The organism is Chryseobacterium sp. 7 (assembly GCF_003663845.1).
In the GTDB taxonomy this organism is placed as follows: domain Bacteria; phylum Bacteroidota; class Bacteroidia; order Flavobacteriales; family Weeksellaceae; genus Chryseobacterium.
In genome coordinates this window covers 3,800,912-3,823,101 of the sequence record NZ_RCCA01000001.1, presented here as the reverse complement: position 1 = coordinate 3,823,101, position 22,190 = coordinate 3,800,912, and the positions used below count along the sequence as shown (strand labels likewise).

General features: G+C 36.4%; 11 protein-coding genes. 6 read left to right on the top strand and 5 right to left on the bottom strand.

The genetic code is table 11. The features are described from left to right. Positions 1-812 precede the first annotated feature (812 nt). The 4 genes from CLU97_RS17475 (at position 813) to argS (ending at position 7,634) form a co-directional block, all read left to right on the top strand. The gene (locus CLU97_RS17475) at positions 813-3,773 is read left to right on the top strand and encodes a SusC/RagA family TonB-linked outer membrane protein (protein WP_121489065.1); all 2,961 of its coding nucleotides are present in this window, start codon (positions 813-815) and stop codon (positions 3,771-3,773) included. 4 nt (positions 3,774-3,777) lie between these two features. Next, positions 3,778-5,238 (top strand): SusD/RagB family nutrient-binding outer membrane lipoprotein, encoded by a 1,461-nt coding sequence (locus CLU97_RS17470; protein WP_121489064.1) that lies wholly within the window; start codon positions 3,778-3,780, stop codon positions 5,236-5,238. A 59-nt stretch (positions 5,239-5,297) separates the two neighbouring features. Then, complete coding sequence (locus CLU97_RS17465) at positions 5,298-5,744, top strand: lipocalin family protein (RefSeq protein WP_121489063.1); 447 nt, start codon at positions 5,298-5,300, stop codon at positions 5,742-5,744. Between the two features lie 132 nt (positions 5,745-5,876). Then, on the top strand, positions 5,877-7,634 hold the full coding sequence (gene argS, locus CLU97_RS17460) for an arginine--tRNA ligase (RefSeq protein ID WP_121489062.1): 1,758 nt from the start codon (positions 5,877-5,879) through the stop codon (positions 7,632-7,634). A 280-nt stretch (positions 7,635-7,914) separates the two neighbouring features. Here argS and CLU97_RS17455 read toward each other — a convergent pair whose 3' ends face one another. The 5 genes from CLU97_RS17455 to ccoN all read right to left on the bottom strand — a co-directional run bounded on the left by CLU97_RS17455 (position 7,915) and on the right by ccoN (position 19,700). Next, entirely contained in the window at positions 7,915-8,862 is a 948-nt protein-coding gene (locus tag CLU97_RS17455) for a YihY/virulence factor BrkB family protein (RefSeq protein ID WP_121489061.1), read from the bottom strand. Between the two features lies 1 nt (position 8,863). Then, the gene (locus tag CLU97_RS17450) at positions 8,864-11,191 is read right to left on the bottom strand and encodes a BamA/TamA family outer membrane protein (RefSeq protein ID WP_121489060.1); all 2,328 of its coding nucleotides are present in this window, start codon (positions 11,189-11,191) and stop codon (positions 8,864-8,866) included. Then, complete coding sequence (locus CLU97_RS17445) at positions 11,191-16,224, bottom strand: translocation/assembly module TamB (RefSeq protein ID WP_121489059.1); 5,034 nt, start codon at positions 16,222-16,224, stop codon at positions 11,191-11,193. The genes CLU97_RS17450 and CLU97_RS17445 overlap by 1 nt, the downstream gene beginning before the upstream one ends. Positions 16,225-16,513: 289 nt before the next feature. Then, positions 16,514-17,401: a cbb3-type cytochrome c oxidase N-terminal domain-containing protein gene (locus CLU97_RS17440; protein WP_121489058.1), complete on the bottom strand. Its 888-nt coding sequence runs from the start codon at positions 17,399-17,401 to the stop codon at positions 16,514-16,516. A gap of 19 nt (positions 17,402-17,420) precedes the next feature. Continuing rightward, positions 17,421-19,700, bottom strand: a complete 2,280-nt coding sequence (gene ccoN, locus CLU97_RS17435) for a cytochrome-c oxidase, cbb3-type subunit I (RefSeq protein ID WP_121489783.1) — start codon at positions 19,698-19,700, stop codon at positions 17,421-17,423. A gap of 184 nt (positions 19,701-19,884) precedes the next feature. On the opposite strand from ccoN, the gene CLU97_RS17430 reads away from it, so the two are divergent. Both CLU97_RS17430 and CLU97_RS17425 read left to right on the top strand, forming a co-directional pair. Then, on the top strand, positions 19,885-20,178 hold the full coding sequence (locus CLU97_RS17430) for a helix-turn-helix domain-containing protein (RefSeq protein WP_121489057.1): 294 nt from the start codon (positions 19,885-19,887) through the stop codon (positions 20,176-20,178). A 312-nt stretch (positions 20,179-20,490) separates the two neighbouring features. Further along, positions 20,491-21,909 (top strand): amino acid permease, encoded by a 1,419-nt coding sequence (locus CLU97_RS17425; RefSeq protein ID WP_121489056.1) that lies wholly within the window; start codon positions 20,491-20,493, stop codon positions 21,907-21,909. The last annotated feature ends 281 nt before the right edge of the window (positions 21,910-22,190 follow it).

Sequence of the window (22,190 nt, the reverse complement as noted above, 5' to 3'; positions counted from 1 at the left end):
TTAAAAGAAAAGATCTTACTTGAGATATAATTTTTTTTCTACTTATGCATATAAAATATTAGAATTGGCTAATGGAGCTGGTGAGTATCTTTATTGTTTTGTAATGTTGTAACTATAATTATTTTTATTACTTATAATATATATGACATTCAGTACTTCTAATATACATATTGTCGTGTTTCAAAGTAAAGTAGTTTTAAGGTAGGCTTAATACTAAATAAATTGGCGTAATTGTGATTCAGAAATTTTGGTTAAAGAAGGAATCGATCCAACAAAAACTCTTTCATTATTATAACAGAACAGATTTCTCAGTAACATTTATAATTACAACTTTATCGAAGCTTAATAAAATATAAATTGATCTATGCTGTTAGCTAGCTAACATTCCTATAACAAATGTACAATACTTTACTAAGAATTAAACGACTACTTCTTAAAATCAAAATTGGTCGGTTTTCTGTCTTGAAGCGTGAATATTTCTTTAGTTGTAGAAATATGTGTGGCATAGGATTGATTTTTAATCTTACTGATTTTTATCTTGTATTTTTTTAAATAATTGATATTCAGTTTGTTTTTGATTTTACTTGTATTTGAAATATAGATTATATCAATTTAATTGATTGTTATTATTTCTTAAAAAAACCAAGTTTTAAATGAATTTTTTTTGTTAAATATTTTGTTTTTAACGTGTTTTAATAATTTATTAATTGTTTTTATTCTAAAATATTGAATAAGTTGTAATTTTTTTATATTTTTCTTTGTGGTATTAAGAAAGTTTTACAAATTTGTAAAGTATAAAAATTTAATTTGATATGAAGAAACTAACAGCAAGTCTTCTTGTTTTGGTAGTGTCATCTTCTATAGCTGTTGCCAACGCTCAGCAAAAGAATGATACTGTTAAAACAAAAGAAATTGAGGGGGTGGTTGTAACCGCGCTCGGGATTAAAAGAGAGAAAAAATCTCTTGGTTATGCTTCTGAAGAAGTTAAGGCTGCGGAATTAACCGGTGGAACTACCAATACCGGTAACGTAGCATCTCTTCTTTCAGGTAAGGTAGCCGGACTACAGGTAAATACAAATAACAACTTTGGCGGATCTGCCAACCTTTTGATCAGAGGATACAAATCTTTAAATGGTGGCTCGCCACTTATCGTAATTGATGGCTCGCCTGTTAATAATACAACAGTAACAACGGGAGCTCCATTCGATTATGGTAATTTCTTGTCAGATATCAACCAGGAAGATATTGAATCAATTAACGTTCTAAAAGGAGCTGCCGCATCTGCTTTATACGGAGAAAGAGGTAGTGATGGGGTTATTCTTATTGTAACCAAAAGTGGTAGAGGAAATAATGATGGTAGCTGGGGAGTTACTTTAAACTCGGGAATTACAGCGGGTTTCATTGATAAATCTACATTTCCTAAATATCAGACAAGATATGGAGCCGGATATGGAGGAGAATCTTGGAATGAAGCGCCTGGACCAGGAGGATATAATTATGCTAACTTTGGAGATGATGCATCCTATGGACCAGCATTTAACCCAAATTCACTAGTGTATCAATGGGATTCATTTGACCCGTCTTCACCTAATTATGGTAAAGCAACACCTTGGGTAGCCGCCAAAAACGGACCCATCAAGTTTTTTGAAACACCAGTCACTTATATTAATACCATTACCCTTGAAAAAGGGAATAAAACGTCAAACCTTTCCTTATCATATTCCAATATGTTATCTAATGGTTTGATGCCTAATTCAGAATTGAGAAAAAATACAATCTCAGCAAAATTTAGTCACGATTTTACGGACAAATTACATGCTTCTGTTTTTACGACATTAACTTTACAGGGAACAAGAGGGCGTAATGAAACAGGGTATTCAGATAATATTGTTTCTGGTTTTAGACAATGGTGGCAGACCAACACAGATGTGTACGCTCTGAGAAATGCCTACCAAAACAATGGAAACAGTAATTTTTCCTGGAACAGAACTTCTGCTGATGATGGTACTCCACAATACTGGAATAACCCTTATTTCCAAAGATATCAGAGTTATCAGTCAGATGACAGAACAAGAGTCTTTAGTTATGCGCAATTAAAGTATGATGTTTCTAAAAACTTCGGTATCACAGGTAAGTTGTCTTATGATGATTTACAGATGGTTGTTGAAGAAAGACTAATGAACGGATCATTGCCTCAGGTGTTTGGTGCTTCTGGTCTTAACGTAGGTTCAGGATATGCAAGAACGAATGTAAAAAATTCAGAAATGAATTTTGATTTGTTTGCTAACTATAAATTTGACATTACTCCTGACTTGAATGTGAGTGGTATTGCCGGAGGAAACGTTAGACGAAATCTGATCGATAACGTGTATATGAGTACAGAAGGAGGTTTATCTAAACCGGGACTTTTTGCCATTTCCAATTCAGTAAGAACAATACTTCCTCCAGATGAAAATTATGCAAAATTTGTGACATCAAGTTTATATGCAACGGCATCTTTCGGATATAAAAATTTCTTATTTGTAGATGGAACCTTCCGTGTTGACCAATCTTCTAACTTACCAAAAGGAAATAACAGTTACTCATATCCATCAGTAACAGGATCCCTTATCTTGTCAGAATTTGTGAAACAGCCTTGGCTTAGTTTCTGGAAAATTAGAGGTAACTATGCTGAAGTAGGGTCTTCTACTAGCAACTATAGATTAGCCAATACATTTAAAGCAAGAGGAGAAGGTTTGTTTGATCAGCCTTATTTCCTTGCAAATCCTGATTTGAAGCCTCAAAGATCTAAAGAAACCGAATTTGGTATGGAGGCTCAGTTCTTCAAAAATAGATTAGGATTTGATATCGCTATTTATAAAACCAAAACTATTGATCAGATCATCAACTTACCGGTATCTTCAGCTACAGGGTACAGAACATTCTTAGTAAATGCCGGGCAGATTGATAATAAAGGTATTGAGATTCAATTGAATGGTACGCCATTTAAATCCGATAACTTTACCTGGGATATTAATGTGAACTGGTCTAAAAACGAAAATAAAGTTATTTCACTAAATGGGAATTCACAGAATTATCTGATGGCAACCTATCAGAATGGAGTTTCTTTGAATGCCCGCGTTGGGGAAGCATTTGGAGCATTGGTAGGCTCAGACTATCAGTATGACGCCAATGGGAATAAAATTGTAGATCCTGTTAGTGGAAATTATCTTAGAAATAATAACCAGGTTATCGGAAATATTACTCCAGATTGGGTGGGAGGTATAAGAAACAGTTTCCGTTACAAAGATTTTTCTGTAAGCTTCCTTATTGATGTTAAACAAGGAGGAGATGTATATTCTCCGGATATGGCTTATGGTACAGCAACCGGATTATATGAAGAAACAGCTTATTACAGAGAAAGCGGTGTGATCAATCCGGGAGTTAATCCAAACGGAAATGTAAATACTACCGTTGCAGGTGATCCAACTTCGGCGGGTAGTGTAGATGGATATGGTGTTATGCCAAACAAGAGATTTGTATATGATGCTTCTTATGTAAAATTAAGAGAAGCTAGTATTGGATACTCTTTGCCAAAATCTATTTTAGCGAATACTTCTATTCGGGATGCAAAAATATCTATTGTAGGTAGAAATTTATGGATTATCCATAAGAATTTGCCATATGCTGATCCGGAAGCGGGTACAGGGAACGGACTAGCCGCAAAAGGACAGTCTATTGGAGTGTTGCCTACGACTCGTGATATTGGAATAGATTTAACTTTAAAATTCTAAAAAAATGAAAAAAATATTTTTAATTATAGGCTTGGCTTCATTATCATTAACTTTTACGTCTTGTGAAAGAGAGATTACATCGTTGAATGAAGACCCTAAGCATCCAACGGAAGTGCCTTCCGGGGTACTTTTTGCAAGTGCTGAACAGGTTTTGCTTGATCAGATTTTGAATGTGAATGTTAACCGTAATATTACCAGGTTTTTTACTCAGCAGTGGTCAGAAACAACATATATTGATGAATCAAGATATGACATGGTATCACGACCTATCCCTAGAAACCATTACAATCGTATGATGGCTTCTTCCTCAGCTACGGTAAATTCTCCGGGAGTTCTTTCAGCATTGAGAGATGCCAGAAAATTTTTAGATGGGGAAAGCGTAAGTGGTATTGCGAAAAATAACAATATTGCCATGATTGAATTGGTAAATGTTTATGCATGGGCTAATTTAGTAGATACCTATGGAGATATCCCTTATTTTGGAGCTCTTAAGGCCACAGCAGAAAATCCTGGGAATTCTGAAATTCCTTATGATGATGCGAAAACTATTTATCTAGATCTGATAAAAAGAATAGATGCGGCTCTTGCTATGATTGATACTTCAGGTACAGGATATTCCAATGATTTGATCTATAAAGGAGATATGTCAAAGTGGAAAAAGATGGGTAACTCTTTGAAGTTCAGGCTAGCGGTCACACTTGCTGATGTAGAGCCGGCTTTGGCTAAAACTTATGCTGAAGCAGCATATTCAGGAGGATTATTTACGGATAAATTAGATAACTTCGGATTACAGACTTTCCCTTCAGGTCTACTATCAAACCCTGTTTATCAGGATGTAATTCAGTCTGGTAGAAATGACTTTTTACCTTCTGATGTTTTGGTAAATTATATGAACGGTAAAAATGACCCAAGAAGAGCTATTTGGTTTACTACTGTAGGCGGTGCGTATCTTGGCGGGAAATATGCTAAACAAAATGTTTTCGGGCAGTATTCTCACTTTACTAATGTTATTTCTGGAGAAAATGCACAAGGATTTTTGTTAGATTATACAGAAATCATGTTTTTAAGAGCTGAAGCGGCACAAAGAGGATTTAGTGTGGGAGGTGCTGCTGCTACTTTGTATTCTGATGCCATTATGGCTTCTATGACAGAATATGGAGTAAGCAATGCTAATGCTACAGCTTATATTGCTGCCAATCCATATGATGCTGTTAACTGGAAAAAGTCAATTGGAGAACAATCATGGGTAGCCATGTTTAATAAAGGTTTCCAGGCATGGAACTTTTCAAGAAGACTTGACTTCCCGGTATTTGTAAATCCTTCAAACTCAAGAGTAGAAGCCGTTCCAATAAGAATGCGTTATTCTGATCAGGAATATCTTTTGAATTCTACCAACGTAAATGCTGCTGCTGCAAAGATTGGAGGAGATAAGGTTTCTACGAAAATCTTTTGGGATAAGTTTTAATTTGAATAATAATCCGGTTAATCATAATAATATTAGCCGGATGTAGAAAATAATTAATTATGAAGTATGTTATTGGAATTCTTTTATTGATGGGAATTGTTTCATGTTCCAGCGATGAAGATAATAATGTGGTGGTAAACGAGGTAGGTATCAACGGAACCTGGAGGCCATTTAAATATGAGTTCAGAGGTAAAAATATTGCGCTGAATGATTGTGAAGATAAAGGAGTAATAATGATTAATGCAGATTTTTCAGGATCTTATGACAGATATGAATCCGGAACTTCCGGGAATTGTAATTTATCAGACTCTTTTGTAGGAAAATGGGCTTATGATAGTCTGTATAATACACTTACAATTACTTATACAGATGCAGGAGATACCAAAACTATGAAAAAACAAGTACAGTCATATTCTGATACAGAGCTGAGAATTAATGATAACAGTAAAAATCTGGATAATATCCCGGGAAATGATGAAGCTGTGTTAGTTTTCAGAAAAGAATAAATATTCTTATTTATCTAAAAAAACCGCCATTTGGCGGTTTTTTTATTTCCGTATATTTGTAGCTCAGATTTTAGGCGGAAACATACTGTGAAAATGTTTCAGCTGTAAGCATTAAAAAGAGAATTTAGAAAAATGAATATTAAAGATATTATAGAACAAAAGCTTTCGGAAGTCATTTTAAATGTATATCAGTTAAAAGACATCAAGCTGGAAGTTCAGGAAAATAAAACGGAATTTGAGGGCGATTTTACCATTGTCACTTTTCCGTTGGTAAAACAGTTGAAAAAAAATCCTGAAAGCATTGGAGTTGAATTAGGTGAAGCTTTGACAGAGACGGATCTTTTCGAAAGCTTTAACGTAGTAAAAGGTTTCCTTAATGTAAAGGTGAAAAACCAATTATTTGTAGACAATTTCAGATCCGTAACCAAGAATTTTTCAGCTATAGAAAAGAAAAATGCTACGGTAATGGTAGAATATTCTTCCCCGAATACCAATAAACCATTGCACTTAGGGCACATCAGAAATAATTTATTAGGATTTTCGGTAGCTCAGATTTTAAAAGAAGCCGGATATGATGTGATCAAAACTCAAATCATTAATGACAGAGGTATTCATATATGTAAGTCTATGCTGGCTTGGGAGAAATTCGGGAACGGAGAAACTCCTGAAACTACGAATACGAAAGGAGATAAATTTGTTGGAAACTATTATGTAGAATTTGACAAAAATTATAAAAAAGAAATTTCAGAACTTGTAGAGCAAGGTGTAGGAGAAGAGCAGGCTAAAAAAGAGGCTTCTGTAATGAAAGAAGCTCAGAAAATGCTTTTAGATTGGGAAAATGGAGATGAGGCAGTAAGAGCGCTTTGGGCAGAAATGAACTCATGGGTTTACAAAGGATTCAATGAAACCTATAAAAGATTAGGTGTTGACTTTGACCAGGTTCAATATGAAAGCAATACTTATATTTTAGGAAAAGATCTTATTCAGGCTGGATTGGATAAAGGTGTTCTGTATCAGAAAGAAGACGGTTCTGTTTGGTGTGACCTTACGGATGAAGGACTTGATCAGAAACTTTTATTACGTTCAGACGGAACATCTGTTTATATGACGCAGGATCTTGGAACGGCAGTGGAACGTTTTAAGCAAAATAATATTCAGAAACTGATCTATACAGTAGGAAACGAACAGGATTATCACTTCCAGGTGTTATTTAAAATTCTAAAAAAACTTGGATATGAATGGGCAGATCAGTTGTTCCACCTTTCTTACGGAATGGTAGAGCTTCCTGAAGGTAAAATGAAATCCCGTGAAGGAACTGTCGTAGATGCGGATGACCTGATGCAGGAAATGTATGAAACGGCAAAATCTAAAGCTCAGGAATTAGGAAAATTAGAAAGCCTTTCAGAAGAAGATAAAGAAGCATCTTATGAAACGGTAGGACTGGGAGCATTGAAATATTTCATGCTTAAAGTAGATCCTAAGAAAAAAATGCTTTTCAACCCTGCGGAAAGTATTGATTTCAACGGAAATACAGGTCCATTCATTCAATATACCTATGCACGTATTCAGTCATTACTGTCTAAAGCAGGTAGTTTGCAGACGGAAACTGCTGATATTGAATTAAATCAATCTGAAAAAGAATTGATTATGCAGTTGACCAACTTTAAAACGACAGTAGCCAAATCAGCGGAAACCTTAAGTCCGGCTTTAGTAGCCAACTATGTGTATGATCTTGTGAAGGCTTACAACTCTTTCTATCAGAATAACCCAATTCTGAATCAGGAAGATGAAAACGTAAAACAATTCCGTTTGAATATTTCAGATATCACAGCAAAGACGATCAAAAAATCGTTAGAATTGCTGGGAATCGGAACGGTAAACAGAATGTAAAAATAAAAGGCCTCCTGAAAAATTCAGGAGGCTTTTTTGTATATAGGAGTTGTTTAGACTTAAAAAATGTTGAATATATTAAAACCATTAAGAATGAGTTAAGAAATAAAGTATAGTTAAGATGAATCATTCTGATTTTTAAGCTTAAAGCGAAGCTTATCTTAATACTCTTAACGCCTTAATACAATCTTAATGTTTCAGAAATAGAACTTTAAATAGTTCATAAAATAATCTCGTATCAAAATAACGAACTCACAATCTCGAATCTCGCAACCCGAATCTACGTTTTATCATTAGTATTACTTTCACCATTCATCTGCTTCAAACTATCCGCATACAACTTCGCAGGAGTCCATCGTGCATGTTTGGAAAGAACTACTTTATATCCTTTTTTGTAAGTGTAAACCTTGGTAAATTCCGCACCGAAGAATATCAGCATGCAGGAATAATTAATCCACATCATAATCAGAATAACTGTTCCGGCAGCACCAAAGGCTGAAGTAGGTTTTATCTGGTTAAAATAAAGACTTAATAAAAACTTTCCAAGGGTGAATAAAACAGTAGTCAGAAATGCTCCTTTCCATACCGGTTTCCAGCTGACCAAAACATCAGGGAGAACTTTAAACATTAAAGCAAATAAAAGCATCACAAGACCAAAACCAACAGCAAAATTTACCGTTTCTACCAGCATATAGGTTTCAAAACCAAAATATTGAGTGATAATAGTATTAAAAAGGCTGATTAAGGAAGATAAAACCATTGTGATCATCAGAAGGAATCCCAGAATAAGAATCATTCCTAAAGAATTGGCTCTGTCTAATAAGAACTTGACCAGTGCTTTTTTGGGTGCAGCTTCTACTTCCCAAAGTGTATTTAACGTATGTTGTAGTTGAAAGAAAAGAGTAGTAGAACCAAAAACCAATGATCCGACCCCTACAGCTTTCATAAAAATATTCTTTTTGTCAATCAAAGCACCGGCGAGCATCCCTTCAATACTTTTAGCCACATCCGGTCCCATAATACCGCTGATCTGTGTACTGATCTGCCCACGGATGGCCTCTTCACCAAAAAAATTTCCAAGCACCCAAATAATAATAATCAATAAACCGGGGATAGAAAAGATGGCATAATAAGCAAGACTTGCTGAATCTTTTGATGCAGAAGAATTGTTCCATTCCGTAAACGTATCTTTCAGAACTTCCCAGAAAAATTTAGCATTTTTGATCATATTAAAATGGATATCCGATGGCAATATTTAAAACAAGATTATCTTTTCTCCAGCTTGAGTCTCCGAAATTGATTTTATCGAAAGCCCATCTGTCTCCTTTCTGATAGTAAGGAACTCTCAGTGGCATCGCGAGATCCAGTCTCAGAATCAGGATAGAAAAATCCAGTCTCAGACCAACTCCGGCTCCCACCGCAATTTCATTTAAAAAGTCTTTTGAAAACTTAGCTCCCGGTCTGTCTTTGTCATCATGAAGCAACCAGATATTTCCGGCATCTACAAACACGGCAGCATTTAAAAACTTATAAAGATTGGCGCGGTACTCCGCATTTAATTCCAGTTTTACATCTCCGGACTGGTCAAAATAAGTACCTGCATCAATAGTTCTCGGATCAAAGCTTCCCGGCCCTAAAGTTCTCGCACGGAATGCTCTGATACTGTTACTACCTCCTGAGAAAAACTGTTTGGAGAAAGGAATAAACTCTGAATTTCCGTAGGGATAAGCGATTCCTCCTATAAATCTTGTTGCAAGTGATGACTTTTCTGTAAACTTATGATAGAATCTTAAATCGTTTTCAATTTTTACATACTGGCTAAAAGGAATACCGAAAATTTTCTTCTCTTTATCTTTTTTTACGTCGGCTCCCGTAACCAGTCCTGTAATATTTCCTGCCAGATCAAGCGTCCCCTTGTAATAAAACGTATTGGTCCTTGGCAACATGGTATTGGTATAGGTGTAAGAATAAGTTGGACCGAAAATAAGCTGCTTCGCTACGACTCTTTGCATAGCAGGGTTAGTAGCAGATTTAATCTCATATTCTTCTGTAACCTTTGCTGGAGAAACCAATGTAATATCAATTACCTTCAGGTCATGTTCTTTTCTTGCATTTTCTTTCCACACATATCCAAATGATCCGGTGAAGTTATTAAGGGTATAATATTGTGTTCTGTTCTGGAATTCATATCCCAATGTGATATTCGTTCTTGGAACAAATTCACTGGACGAGTGAAAACGGAACGGAGCCACAATTCTAGGAATAGAAAGCTGTACATTCGTTCCTGCACGAAAAATATTATTGGCATTCTGTGCACCTCCCATCTGGAAATCAAAAGCTCCGTAGATAGCTGCTTTAAACTGTTCTGCACCACGGAAGAAATTTCTGTGGGTCCAGTTCAGGTTCAGCTCACTACCTGCATAATTGGCAGAGTTCGTTCTACCCAACGCTTCCAGACGAAGAGACTGAACTTGTCTTGGCGTTAATAAATAATAGGTATCAAATTTATGGCTTAAAGAATCAGATACGATGAACTCATTCTTTACAAATTTGAAAACACCCAGACTGATCAACCGGTTTAGGGTAAGATTGTGATTGGAACGGTTATAAAGATCTCCTTTTTTGAAGTATAACGCTCTGTCAAAAATTTTCGGTTTGAATTTATGTTGAGGATCAATAACATAAATATCATCAAAAGCGTATTTAGAAAGAGAATCTTTATCCATCGGGATACTGTATTTGCCATCTTTTACATCCTGAATGTTGTAATTGGGAAATACAATAACATTATCAATGCTGAACTGCTGGGTGGCTAAATCAGGGGTATTGTCTTTCAGTTTTACATTAAGCTCAACCTTATGATTTTTGCTCACCGTACTGTCGGCCTGCACAATGATATTATCGGGATGGAAATAGTAAAAACCTCTTTCTTTTAATCTGTTGTCAATTCTTTCCCTTTCTGCTTTGATGACATCCAGATCAAACGGTTTTCCGTTTTTAAGAAGAGTCCTTTTTGTAAAACTTTGAATTTCCTTATTAACCAGCGTAGAATCTTTCTGGAATTTTACACCGTCAATCAGATATCTGGAACCCGGTCTTACGGTATAAATAACCTGAGCCTTTTTGTTCTTTGAAACTGTATCATAAGATGCTTTCGCATTGAAATATCCTTTGTTTTCAGAATAATTGACGATGATATCTTTATTGAACTCGCGATCTACATCTCCCAAGAGTACAGGCTTTTCACCTACTTTATATTTAAGCCAGTAATTAAAACCTTTATCCTTTTTAGGTTCTTTGGCGATATTATAAAAATACAGCTTAGGACGCATTCCCAAAAATGTAGAATTGGGTTTTGGTGTAAGATTTTCTTCCAGTGCGGCCTGGAGATCTTTTTTTTCTTTTTTGGAAATTGTATCGTTTTCAATCTTTACTTTGGCTCCTGTGTACAGCATCTGCCCTTCTTTCAAAAACCTTGTGTTGCTGCACGAGACTACTGTGGATGCCATTCCGGAAACCAACAGATACTTACAATATATATGGAACTTATTACTCATTATTTAAATTCTACCACCTGGTTATTTTGATTCTTTTTTTGCTTTTTCTCCTTAGATTTCTGGAAGATCTCACGGAATTTGTCATAATCCAATGTAATGATAAATCCTACTCCGGTCTCTATGATCTGCCCCTGAAGAGCTACCTGATATTCATCCTTACGATACGCACGCAGCATATATCTTCCATCCTTGGAAAGACTGTAATCTACGGAAACGTTACCTGCAATATTGGTCATATTTTCATTTTGGCGGGCCTGACCTTCCAACCCGAAATTACTTCCCACCGTTACTTTCAGACGATCATTCAGTAGTTTTTTGCTGATATCAACATTCAGATCCGTTCTGGTATTTTTTTCTCCGCTGGAATAATCTTCCGTAGAATCCAGCCCGAAGTTAAGATCTACTCCTTTAATCAGTCCGGCAGCAAGGTTGTTCAACTGTTGCGAAAGAATTTTGCTCACACTCTGTCTTGCCATAGTTTCTGCAGACATTCCGGCACCGCTTTCGAATGGATTTTCTCCAATAAAACGGTTCAGAAGCAATAACGCAAATACCTGTTTGTTCATTTCAGATTCCTGAGTTCTTAGCTGAGCCAGTTTCTGATCTACAACATCTTTTACGTTCGTAGAAATAGAATTGTTTTTTTCTTCCGTAGTAATGTCAAACGTAAGCTGAGGTTTCAGAAGTTCCCCTTTCATTTTTAATAAAGCATTGAATGGGATTCTCTGTTTAAACTGGTTGATGAGCGATGCCCCGCCATTTTCAGTACCTACTTGCTGTTCTACAAGATCTATAGGAGCAGCTTCAGTTTTGTAAACTGCCGTAATATCCATTTGAGCCATTGTAGGTTCACCCGTCCAAGTGATCGTGCTGCCTTTCTGAATGTCAAACTTACGTTTAAGCAAGCTCACAGAAAGATCATAACTTCCTTTTTCCACTTCATAAACGCCTACCAATGTCATTTTTCCGGAAGGATCAATTCCACCTGTCAATTCTGCTTCTCCCTGAAGTTTTACAAAATCACCGTTTACTTTATCAATAATAATAGAAAGCTTGGCTTCTTTGCTTACCTCAATATTCACACTTACATCCATTCCTTTGATACGGCTTTTCGAGTCGAGGGAATCTGTTTTGATGGTTTTATTTAAAACAACCTGATCCTGATCTACAAATTCTACAATACCGTCTCTTTCCTGTAAAGATGGGGAAGATTGAGGAAGAACAAACGTGAAGTCTGTATTATCTGCTACATTCAGTTTTCCATCTACTTTAGGAAGGTCAAGGTTTCCGCGGATATGAAGTCCGGCATCAATCGCCAGAATTCCATACATCATCGCATCATTTGATTTTTCTGAATTAACAACTTTGAAATCCTTCGCATTCACATCCAGATTAAAGGCAAAATCTCTGTAAGTTTGAGTAAGAACCTGTCCGTTTACAACCAAAGCATTTCCATCTTTATCTTTAATTTTGAATTTATCAAACTCAATTCCGCGGCTGGTAAAATCTATTTCATCACTCAGATGTCGGAAGTCACTTCCTGTTTTTGCAATTTCCAGTCCGGCATCATTGAATTTTACTTTTCCTAAAATATTAGGTTTGTCAGCGGTTCCGGTGATTTTTAAATTTCCGGAAAGATAGCCTTCCGTATTGGTAATGGCATTCATGGAGAATCCTTGAATACTCTTCATCTGAAGCTGGTTGATGGCCATATTCAGGTCGAAAGTACTGGAAGAAGTATTATAATCACCAAGGATTTTTACATCATTATTATTTCCGGAAAGCGCGATGTCAGCATTTAAAACATTCGGTGAAGCATTATTTACTTTTACGGCAAGATTTCCGACAGGACTTCCATACACAATTAAGTCTGAAATATTCAGATCAGAATTGAAAGTCATTTTTTTCGTTACATCCCGGAGCTGCGCTGTTCCGTTGATAGTTCCTCTTGCCAAAACCGTATCTTTTTTGATAAGTTCCGTAATGGTTTCAATTTTGAAATCTTTCAACGAAATGTTCAAAGGACTGCTTGGGCTATTGCTTTCAGACTGAACTGCAATTTGGCTGTTTCTATTGGACAAAATAAAGTTATCCGCCAGAATTCCTTTGCTGCTGATCTGGATTTTGTTGTTGTCCGCAACATTCCAGTCTGTATAATTGAGCTTCAATCCATTCGGATTTAAAGATATTTCGGTAATGTCATTCAGTGATTTTGCATTTCCTGCAATCAGGAACTGGGTAGCATCTTTCTCGTCTTTTGTAGTGACGTTGTATCGGATGGTATTGTCTGCAACATCTCCATCAATATTAATTTTATTTAAAGAAAAACTTGAGCTTTTCAAGGCTGCAACATTCAGGCTGTACTGTAATGCCTGGTTTTCATTGGTAACTTTTAAAGATCCTTTTTCTATGGTATTTTCACCATATAATAATCTTGGGATCTGTCCGTCAATCTCAATTTTCTGAGAATCTGCATCATAATTTCCGACAAGATTGATGGTTTCAAAATCTTTCAGGTCCGGAACAAATTTTCTGATCAGATCATCATTTTTAATTTTCGCTGTAAAGATGAAATGCTGTCCCGGATCAATTTTCTGTTTGTTATCCGGTTTCTGGAACTGGTAATACTGATTCACAGTTTTTGTTAAAGCACCAAAAATCTGGGTAAGCTTATATTTACCTTTCAGTTCTACATCCGCGATCTGAGAATTGAAAATAATTTGCGTGGAATCTGTTGTGGATGATGCTTTCAGATTGACTTCCTGTACAGGATAGACTTCTTTGGTATCAGAGAAAGCGAAATCTTTAAGGTTCAGATATCCGTTAAGATTATTGGGGTCTAAGCTGGTGAAATCTCCATCAATTTTTCCGGCAATAATCATTGGCTTTTCATAGAAACCCAGTTTGTTGACATCCAGTTTGATGACTTCTCCATTCACTTTTACTGTAGGATTTTTTTCATCATAAACTCCGGAAGCGGTCAGCTGTAAACTGGCATTCGGATCTTTGGAATCCAAAATAACATGATAAACTCCTTTATTAATTTTTCCGGTAAGGTTCATATTTTGATAACGGTATCCTTTGTAAACCGCGGAAGCAACATGACCTTTTAAGTCCGCATTGGCATTTTTAAAATCAAAGCTTTCTCCTTTTGCTGCAATTTGTGCGGTGATGGGACCAATATCTTTATTCTGAATAATTTTTCCAACCTGTATTCCCTGAAGATTGGCCTTTACATCATACAATTCATGATTTTTCCTGCGCATGTCTACCTGCGCGATAATAGCGGCATTCCCTAAAGTAGAGTAGAGGTTAAGATCTGTATTCACTACTTTGGTTGTTCCCTTTGCATTTCCTTTGATACTGAAATGAGAAGGAAGAGAAATATTGGATGGAATTGTATTTTTAGGGACAAGGTTAAATATCGTTTTGGCACCGGAAGAAAATTCTCCGATTCTCAGGTCATAATACAGCTGATCAGGATTCATCGCATTTTTGATCTTTCCTGATGCCATTACCCTAAGCTGATCCAGACCGGAAACTTTAAGATCCTGAATTAAAAGATCGTTCACGCTTCCTTTTACATTTGCATTGACATTAAGAATAGCGTTCGGATATTTGTTGAACGGAACGGTATTTTTTAAAGTCGGAACCAGATTCAGAATATCAGAAAATCCTATTTTTGAATCTTTAATATTGGCTGAAATCTTTACGGCACCAAGGTTTGAAGTGAGCTGATCAATGGAGTTATAATTTAAAATAACCTCATCACGCAATATCGTTTTCGGGGTTTGAAGATAAAGATCCTTCAGGTAGGCTTCTTTTTCTGCGTATACAAAATCAGTATTGAATTTCTGGATATCCAGGCCTCTTCCTTCTTTGATTTCTGCCGTGTTCACTGTCCCAGCAAAGGTATTGTTTTCCATTTTGAAGCTTCTTACCTCTACATTCATTTTTGAAAAGTTGAGGTGGTTGAAGTCCATTCCTTGTTTTGTCGGAGCGATGGCTGTATTGTTATAATTGACCTTTACATCATTTAAAACAAGTTTCCCTAAGAGAAGTTTCATGGCTTTATCTTTATCAGATGCTTTAGAAACTTCAGGCTCTTTTGTTGTTTTAGGATTGGCATTCTGAGCCGGAAGATAAAGATTAGCATTGATATCTGCCCCGGAAAGAAATACATTGGAAACATTGTAAGCATTGTTTTCAAGATCAAGTTTATTGATCTTTGTGCTCAATTCTTTGAAGATGACTTTTGCGAATGTTTTAGTGTTTTCATCACCATAATCAATATCGAAATGAGTAAGCTTGATTCCTCTCAATCCAATATTCATCGGCTTTTTTTCGTTGAGAGAATCTACTTTTTTCTCTACCTTTTTTGCCACTTCTTCTACAAGTCCCTGCTTTAACTTTAATTTTAATCCGTCAAGATTGATATCATTAACCGCATAATTATTTTTGCTGAGATCAAAAGTTTTTACCCTGGTATCAAAAGACTTAAAGTAGAGTTGAATATCATTCTTCGATTGCTGGTCATTGAAGGTTACCCCAACATCTTTTAAATTGATTTTATCAAGAGAAATAATAAATGGCTTGGAAGGACTTTCTTCCTTATCCGTGGAAGCAAAAGCATCAATAATATAATCAAAATTGAATTTGCCATCCGGCTTTCGTACCACATTAGCACGCGCACCTTCCATATTGACAGAGGTAATATCTGCCGTAGAATTAAGAAGCTTCAACATATGCAGTCCTACATCCAGCTTTTTAACGGCAAGAAGAGTATCTACATCCTGTCCTTTAAGGTAGAGATTTTCCATAACAAGGCTGTTGGGAAAACCTATATAAACCCTTTCAAGGCTTACAGGAGTTTTAATTTTCTTTTCCAGATAAACAATAAGCTTGTCTTTGATGAAGTTTTGAACAGCAGGAATCCTTAAGCTTAGGATCAACAGGGTAAGAAGAACCAATATCGAAATAAAGGTTATTGCAATACGCCTTAAGAGTTTTGTGATGTTGATTTTCAGTTTCAAATGCGAGGTGGTTTCTAACAAAGATAATAATACTATTTTATTTGGTCTTTGTTGTGGTACCCTTTGCGTATGCAAAAATCCTGCCTTGGCTGTCTTTTTATGGAATTTCTAGTTTGTAGTTGTCAAGTGAATAGTTGAGTAAGACAGCCAAAGTAAGGATTGTTATTTGTAAAAAACGCCCCCATGTTATCATTTTTTAATGTTGAAAAGGTAGTTAGCAAAAATGAAATTCAAATGTTAGTAGTTGTGAAGGGGGCGTGGCATGGTTTATATGATAGATAATAATAATTTAGTTGTTTCCGTTTTCCCATTTCACTTCTTCTCCCTGAGGAGCGGCACCGCCTTGTGCCGTAGTGATAGGAGCGGTTTCCTGATTGATGTGATAAATGTAGGCTGCAATTTTTTCAGCGTCTCTTCCGGTAATGGTTCCTTCCTTAATGAAAGGTCTCATGGTAGGATTGTTTGGAGAGCCATTTTCAAGCATCCAGAATACATTTTTAAATAAGCTTTTTTCTTTAATATTGATCCAGTGGGTATCGGTAAGGTTAGGACCTATACCTCCTTTTCCACCGTCTCCGTGGCAGGTTACACAGTTTGTTTTAAACAATTCCTGTCCTTCTGCGATATTATCTGCACTGTATTTTGCAGATTCCAGATTGATCTGAGGTGCAGTTTTCTCATATTCCTCAATAGAAGCTAACATAGTTTTTGTTTCTTTGGTATATTCTGCATCCGGATGAGCATAATCTGTGAAAGAAAAAGCAAACAGATACACAGCACAGAAGATACATCCGAACCAGAACAGACCGATCCACCATTTTGGAAGAGAGTTGTCAAGCTCTGTAATTCCGTCAAAACCATGGTCGATAAGAATATCTTTTTCTTCCGTAGCGGTTTGTTTTTTGAAGGCAGAGTTCCATAATTTCTGGTAATAGGGAACTTTTTTCTCTTCCAGATATTGTTTTTTCTCTTCCTCAGATAATTTGCTGAAGGTTTCATTTTCTACCAGATCTCCAATAGAGTTCATGATCAGCAGCAGGATCGTGGCGATTAATATCAGCGCCCAGAAAAAAGGAGAAGAAAAATATCCTGAATCACTGGCGAACATTTCAAAGGCCATGATCGTTAAACCTATCGTTGCTGCGATATATATTGAAATGGGGGTTCTCGTTTTCATTGCAGTTTAATTTTAAATGTTACTCTACGCTTGCGGTTTGTACCTGTGTTGTTTTAATGTCTGTACCTAATCTTTGCAGGTAAGCAATCATCGCTACAATTTCTCTCTGTTCAAGCGGTACATAAGCAGATCCTTTGGCTGCTTTTTCTTTTACCATCTGATCTTTTACATCCGTTGCTTCAGCGTAAATTCTCTGTACAATTGCTTTTGACTGGTTATCCGCCCATTGGTTAGCAGAATCGATCTGAGCTTTTGTATAAGGAACATCGAAGGCATTTTTCATCAGTTTCATTTTATCCACCATTTGAGTTTTGTCCAGTTTATTGGTGATTAACCATGGGAAACGTGGCATGATAGAACCGGCAGACGTAATTCTTGGGTTGTACATATGTTTGAAGTGCCATGAATCCGGGTTTCTTCCTCCTTCTCTATGTAAATCAGGTCCTGTTCTCTTAGAACCCCATAAGAAAGGTCTGTCGTAAACAAATTCTCCCGCTTTGGAATACTGTCCGTTTTTCCCTTCAAATCTTACCACCTCATCACGGAAAGGTCTGATCATCTGAGAGTGGCAGGAATTACAGCCTTCACGGATATATAAGTCTCTTCCTTCAAGTTCCAATGGTGTATAAGGTTTTACTGCGGTAATTGTGGGAACACTTTGCTTCAGGGACAGCGTAGGAACAATTTCCACCAATCCACCAATTGCTATGGTAATGAAAGCTAATACAGAAAGGAGAGTAGGTGTTCTTTCCAACCAAAGGTGTACGCCTTCACCTTCTTTTCTTGAAGTTCCGATATTGGCTAATGCGGGAGCCTCTGCAGGAACATTTTTTTGGAATGAACCAGCCTTGATCGTTTTGATAACGTTGATCACCATTAAAATCGCTCCCGACAAATAAAGTACCCCACCTAAGAATCTCATTTTAAAGTATGGAATAATTGCAGTTACCGTATCCAGCCAGTTTTTCCATAATAGTGTTCCGTCCGGATTGAATTGTTTCCACATTAATCCCTGTGTAAATCCTGAAATATACATAGGAACTGCGTAGAAGATAATTCCTAGTGTTCCCAGCCAGAAGTGCCAGTTGGCCAGTTTCTTAGACCAAAGGGATGTTCTCCACATAATTGGAACCAGATAATATACCACCCCGAATGCCATGAAACCATTCCATCCAAGAGCTCCTAAGTGTACGTGGCCAATCACCCAGTCGGTATAGTGCCCAATTTTATTTAATGATTTTGTTGCTAATAAAGGTCCTTCGAAAGTAGCCATACCATAGCAGGTAACCGCTACCACAAAGAATTTAAGGATCGGATTTTCTCTTACTTTATCCCATGCTCCTCTTAACGTAAGAAGGCCATTCAGCATTCCTCCCCATGACGGTGCAATCAGCATGATAGAGAAACCTGTTCCTACTGCCTGTGCCCATGCCGGTAAAGCTGTATACTGCAGGTGGTGAGGGCCGGCCCAAAGGTATACAAAGATCAGCGACCAGAAGTGAATAATGGATAGTTTGTATGAGAATACCGGTCGCTGAGCTGCTTTTGGCATAAAGTAATACATCAGACCCAATACAGGGGTGGTTAATACGAATGCTACTGCATTGTGCCCATACCACCATTGTACTAATGCATCTTTTACCCCTGCATATACAGAATAAGATTTCCAGCTTGTGAAAGATAACGGAACTTCCAGGTTATTGAAGATGTGAAGCATCGCTACTGCAATCCAGGTGGCTATATAGAACCAGATGGCTACGTATAAATGTCTCACTCTTCTTTTGGCAATCGTTCCGAACATATTGATTCCGAAAATGATCCAAGAGAATGCAATTAAGATATCAATAGGCCATTCATGTTCGGCATATTCTTTAGAAGTATTGATTCCCATCAGGAATGTAATCACTACAGTTACAATCATAAACTGCCAGGACCAGAAGTGAATCCATGAAAGGGTATCGCTGTACAATCTGGTTTTAAGGAGTCTCTGCATACTGTAGTAAGCACCGCAGAAAAAGGAATTACAGACGAAAGCAAAAATGACAGCACTTGTATGAAGCATTCTGATTCTCCCGAAGCCCATAGCTCCCTGAGTATTGATCAGTCCCTGAATATTACCCGAGGCTAGGCTTTTAATAGTTGTATCGTCAGTACCGAATAAAAATTCAGGCAGTTCAGGATAAAAAAGCATCAATGCAGCTGTAAGCCCCAGCAGAAATCCTACAAGTCCGAATGCGACAGTCGCATAGAGGAATGCTCTGACAATATTATTGTCATAATTAAATTTTTGCGTCTCCATAAATTCCAATAGTGTTTACCGAAGTGATATTTTCTCTGAAAAAAGACCTGTTTTTAAACCTTTTCTCTATTGAAAATAAATATCATGTAACGTGTATAATGTTTTGCCAAAGGTATTTATTAACTTTGTTGAAGGCTAATAGCTAATCTTCTAAAATATACCGAAAACTACTAAAACAAAAACGATGAAAGTATGTGGACAAAATATCAGGAAAATACGTAGGAGCAGAGATCTTACGCAGGAATACATGGCATTTGAAATGGGAATTTCCCAAAAAGCATATTCCGATATTGAGAATTCCAAAGTGAAGATCAATCTGGAGATACTGACTAAAATATCTGATATTTTAGACATCAAACCATCTGATATCTGTAGTATTTCGCATAAATGCGGAAATGATGAATACGAAGATAAATATCAAAGTCTTTTGGAATACATGAAAAAAAATAATATTTCAGTTCCTAAAGAGTTTTTATAAATTTTTGCTTTCCGTTTTATATTCAATGTAAATCATGATAAAAAAGTGATCTCTTTCCATAGCGGAAGGAGATCATTTTTTTGAAATACGTTTGTGATGAATAGCAAATAATTTCATATCAAAACTTTAAAATTCAATCTTTATTTCACTTGTCAAGGCTGTTTTGGTAAATGTATTTTGAACTTTATCAGAAATAGAGTAAAAATAAAAGGGGTGTGCGCTCCAGGATGAAGTCGAATTCTCAATTTACCCCATGGAATGTGAATTTCTCTGAAAAGTTTTTATATATTTAGCGACCGAATAATTCATTCAATGAGCAACGAAAATAAAACAGGACAAAACGAGACTTTAGTTAGAGGATTAACAAACCGACATATACAATTAATTGCCCTTGGAGGTGCCATAGGAACAGGATTATTTCTGGGAATTGGACCCGCTGCAGTATTGGCAGGACCATCCGTAATCTTAGGCTATGCTTTGGCAGGAATTATCGCTTTTTTTATTATGCGTCAGCTGGGTGAAATGGTAGTTCAGGAACCCGTTTCGGGAAGTTTTAGCTACTTTGCCTACAAATATTGGGGAAATTTTCCAGGTTTTGCTTCCGGATGGAACTACTGGATTCTCTATATTCTGGTAAGTATGGCGGAGCTTACAGCAATTGGACATTATATTCACTTCTGGTGGCCGGAAATACCACTCTGGGTTTCCAGTTTATTCTTTTTTATAGTCATCAATGCACTTAACCTTGCTTCTGTGAAGGTCTATGGTGAAACAGAATTCTGGTTTTCCATCATTAAAGTAGTTGCTATTATTGCAATGATTATTTTCGGAATTTATCTTTTAATAAGTGGTACAGGAGGAGAAAAAGCCACCATTACCAATCTGTGGAATGATGGAGGGTTCTTTCCAAAAGGATTATTTAATAAAACAGAAAACGGATATTCGGGGCTGTTTGCAGCCATGGCCATGATCATGTTCTCATTTGGTGGGCTTGAACTTATTGGAATTACTGCTGCAGAGGCGAAAAATCCTGAAAAAACAATTCCACAGGCTACCAATCAGGTAATTTATAGAATTCTTATTTTCTACGTAGGAGCTTTGGTGATCTTATTCTCATTAAGCCCTTGGAGAGACATTACAGAAGGATCCAGTCCGTTTGTAATGGTATTTCAAAATCTGAATGGTCTTGAATTCAGTCTTTTTGGTAAGGTTATTCAGTTCAATACATTAATTGCGAATGTTCTGAACCTGATTGTTTTAACAGCTGCTTTATCGGTTTACAACAGTAGTGTTTACAGTAACAGCAGAATGCTTTTCGGGTTGGCTCAGCAAGGGAATGCTCCTAAATTTTTGAAAAAACTAAACAAGAATTCTGTTCCTACCAACGCAATCATTATTTCTTCGTGTTTTGCAGGAATTTGTATCATCATCAATAAATTAGTACCGGAAAAAGCTTTTGAATACCTGATGGCTTTAGTGGTATCTACATTAATTATCAACTGGCTGATGATATGCTACACCCACTTGAAGTTTAAAAAATCGATCAATGCAGATGGAATCCATTCAAAGTTTCCTTCTATATTTTACCCGATATCCAACTATATCTGTATTGCTTTTTTAGTTTTGATTTTAGGACTTATGAGTATTACAGGGATGGAGATTCAGGTAATTCTGATCCCGATATGGATAGGCTTTTTGTTTGTGATGTACAAATTATACAAACCGAAATAAAAATATAAAACAGATCTAAACATGTTTTGGAAAGGTGAAAATCAATTGATTTTCACCTTTTTTTGTTTTTATTTTCAGTAATTTAGAATAGAAAATATGATCACATTATTTATTTCCCGCTGTAGGAAAAGATTGTCAATTTAGGACAAGATTTGCTTTTTTGAGAGATGTAATTTTGCATCTGTAAATCATCACAATGATGAATTTGCATTGTAAAACTTCAAAAAAAATAGAATGAAAAATGCATTTCTGCTCATCTTATTACTTTCTTTTTGTGACCC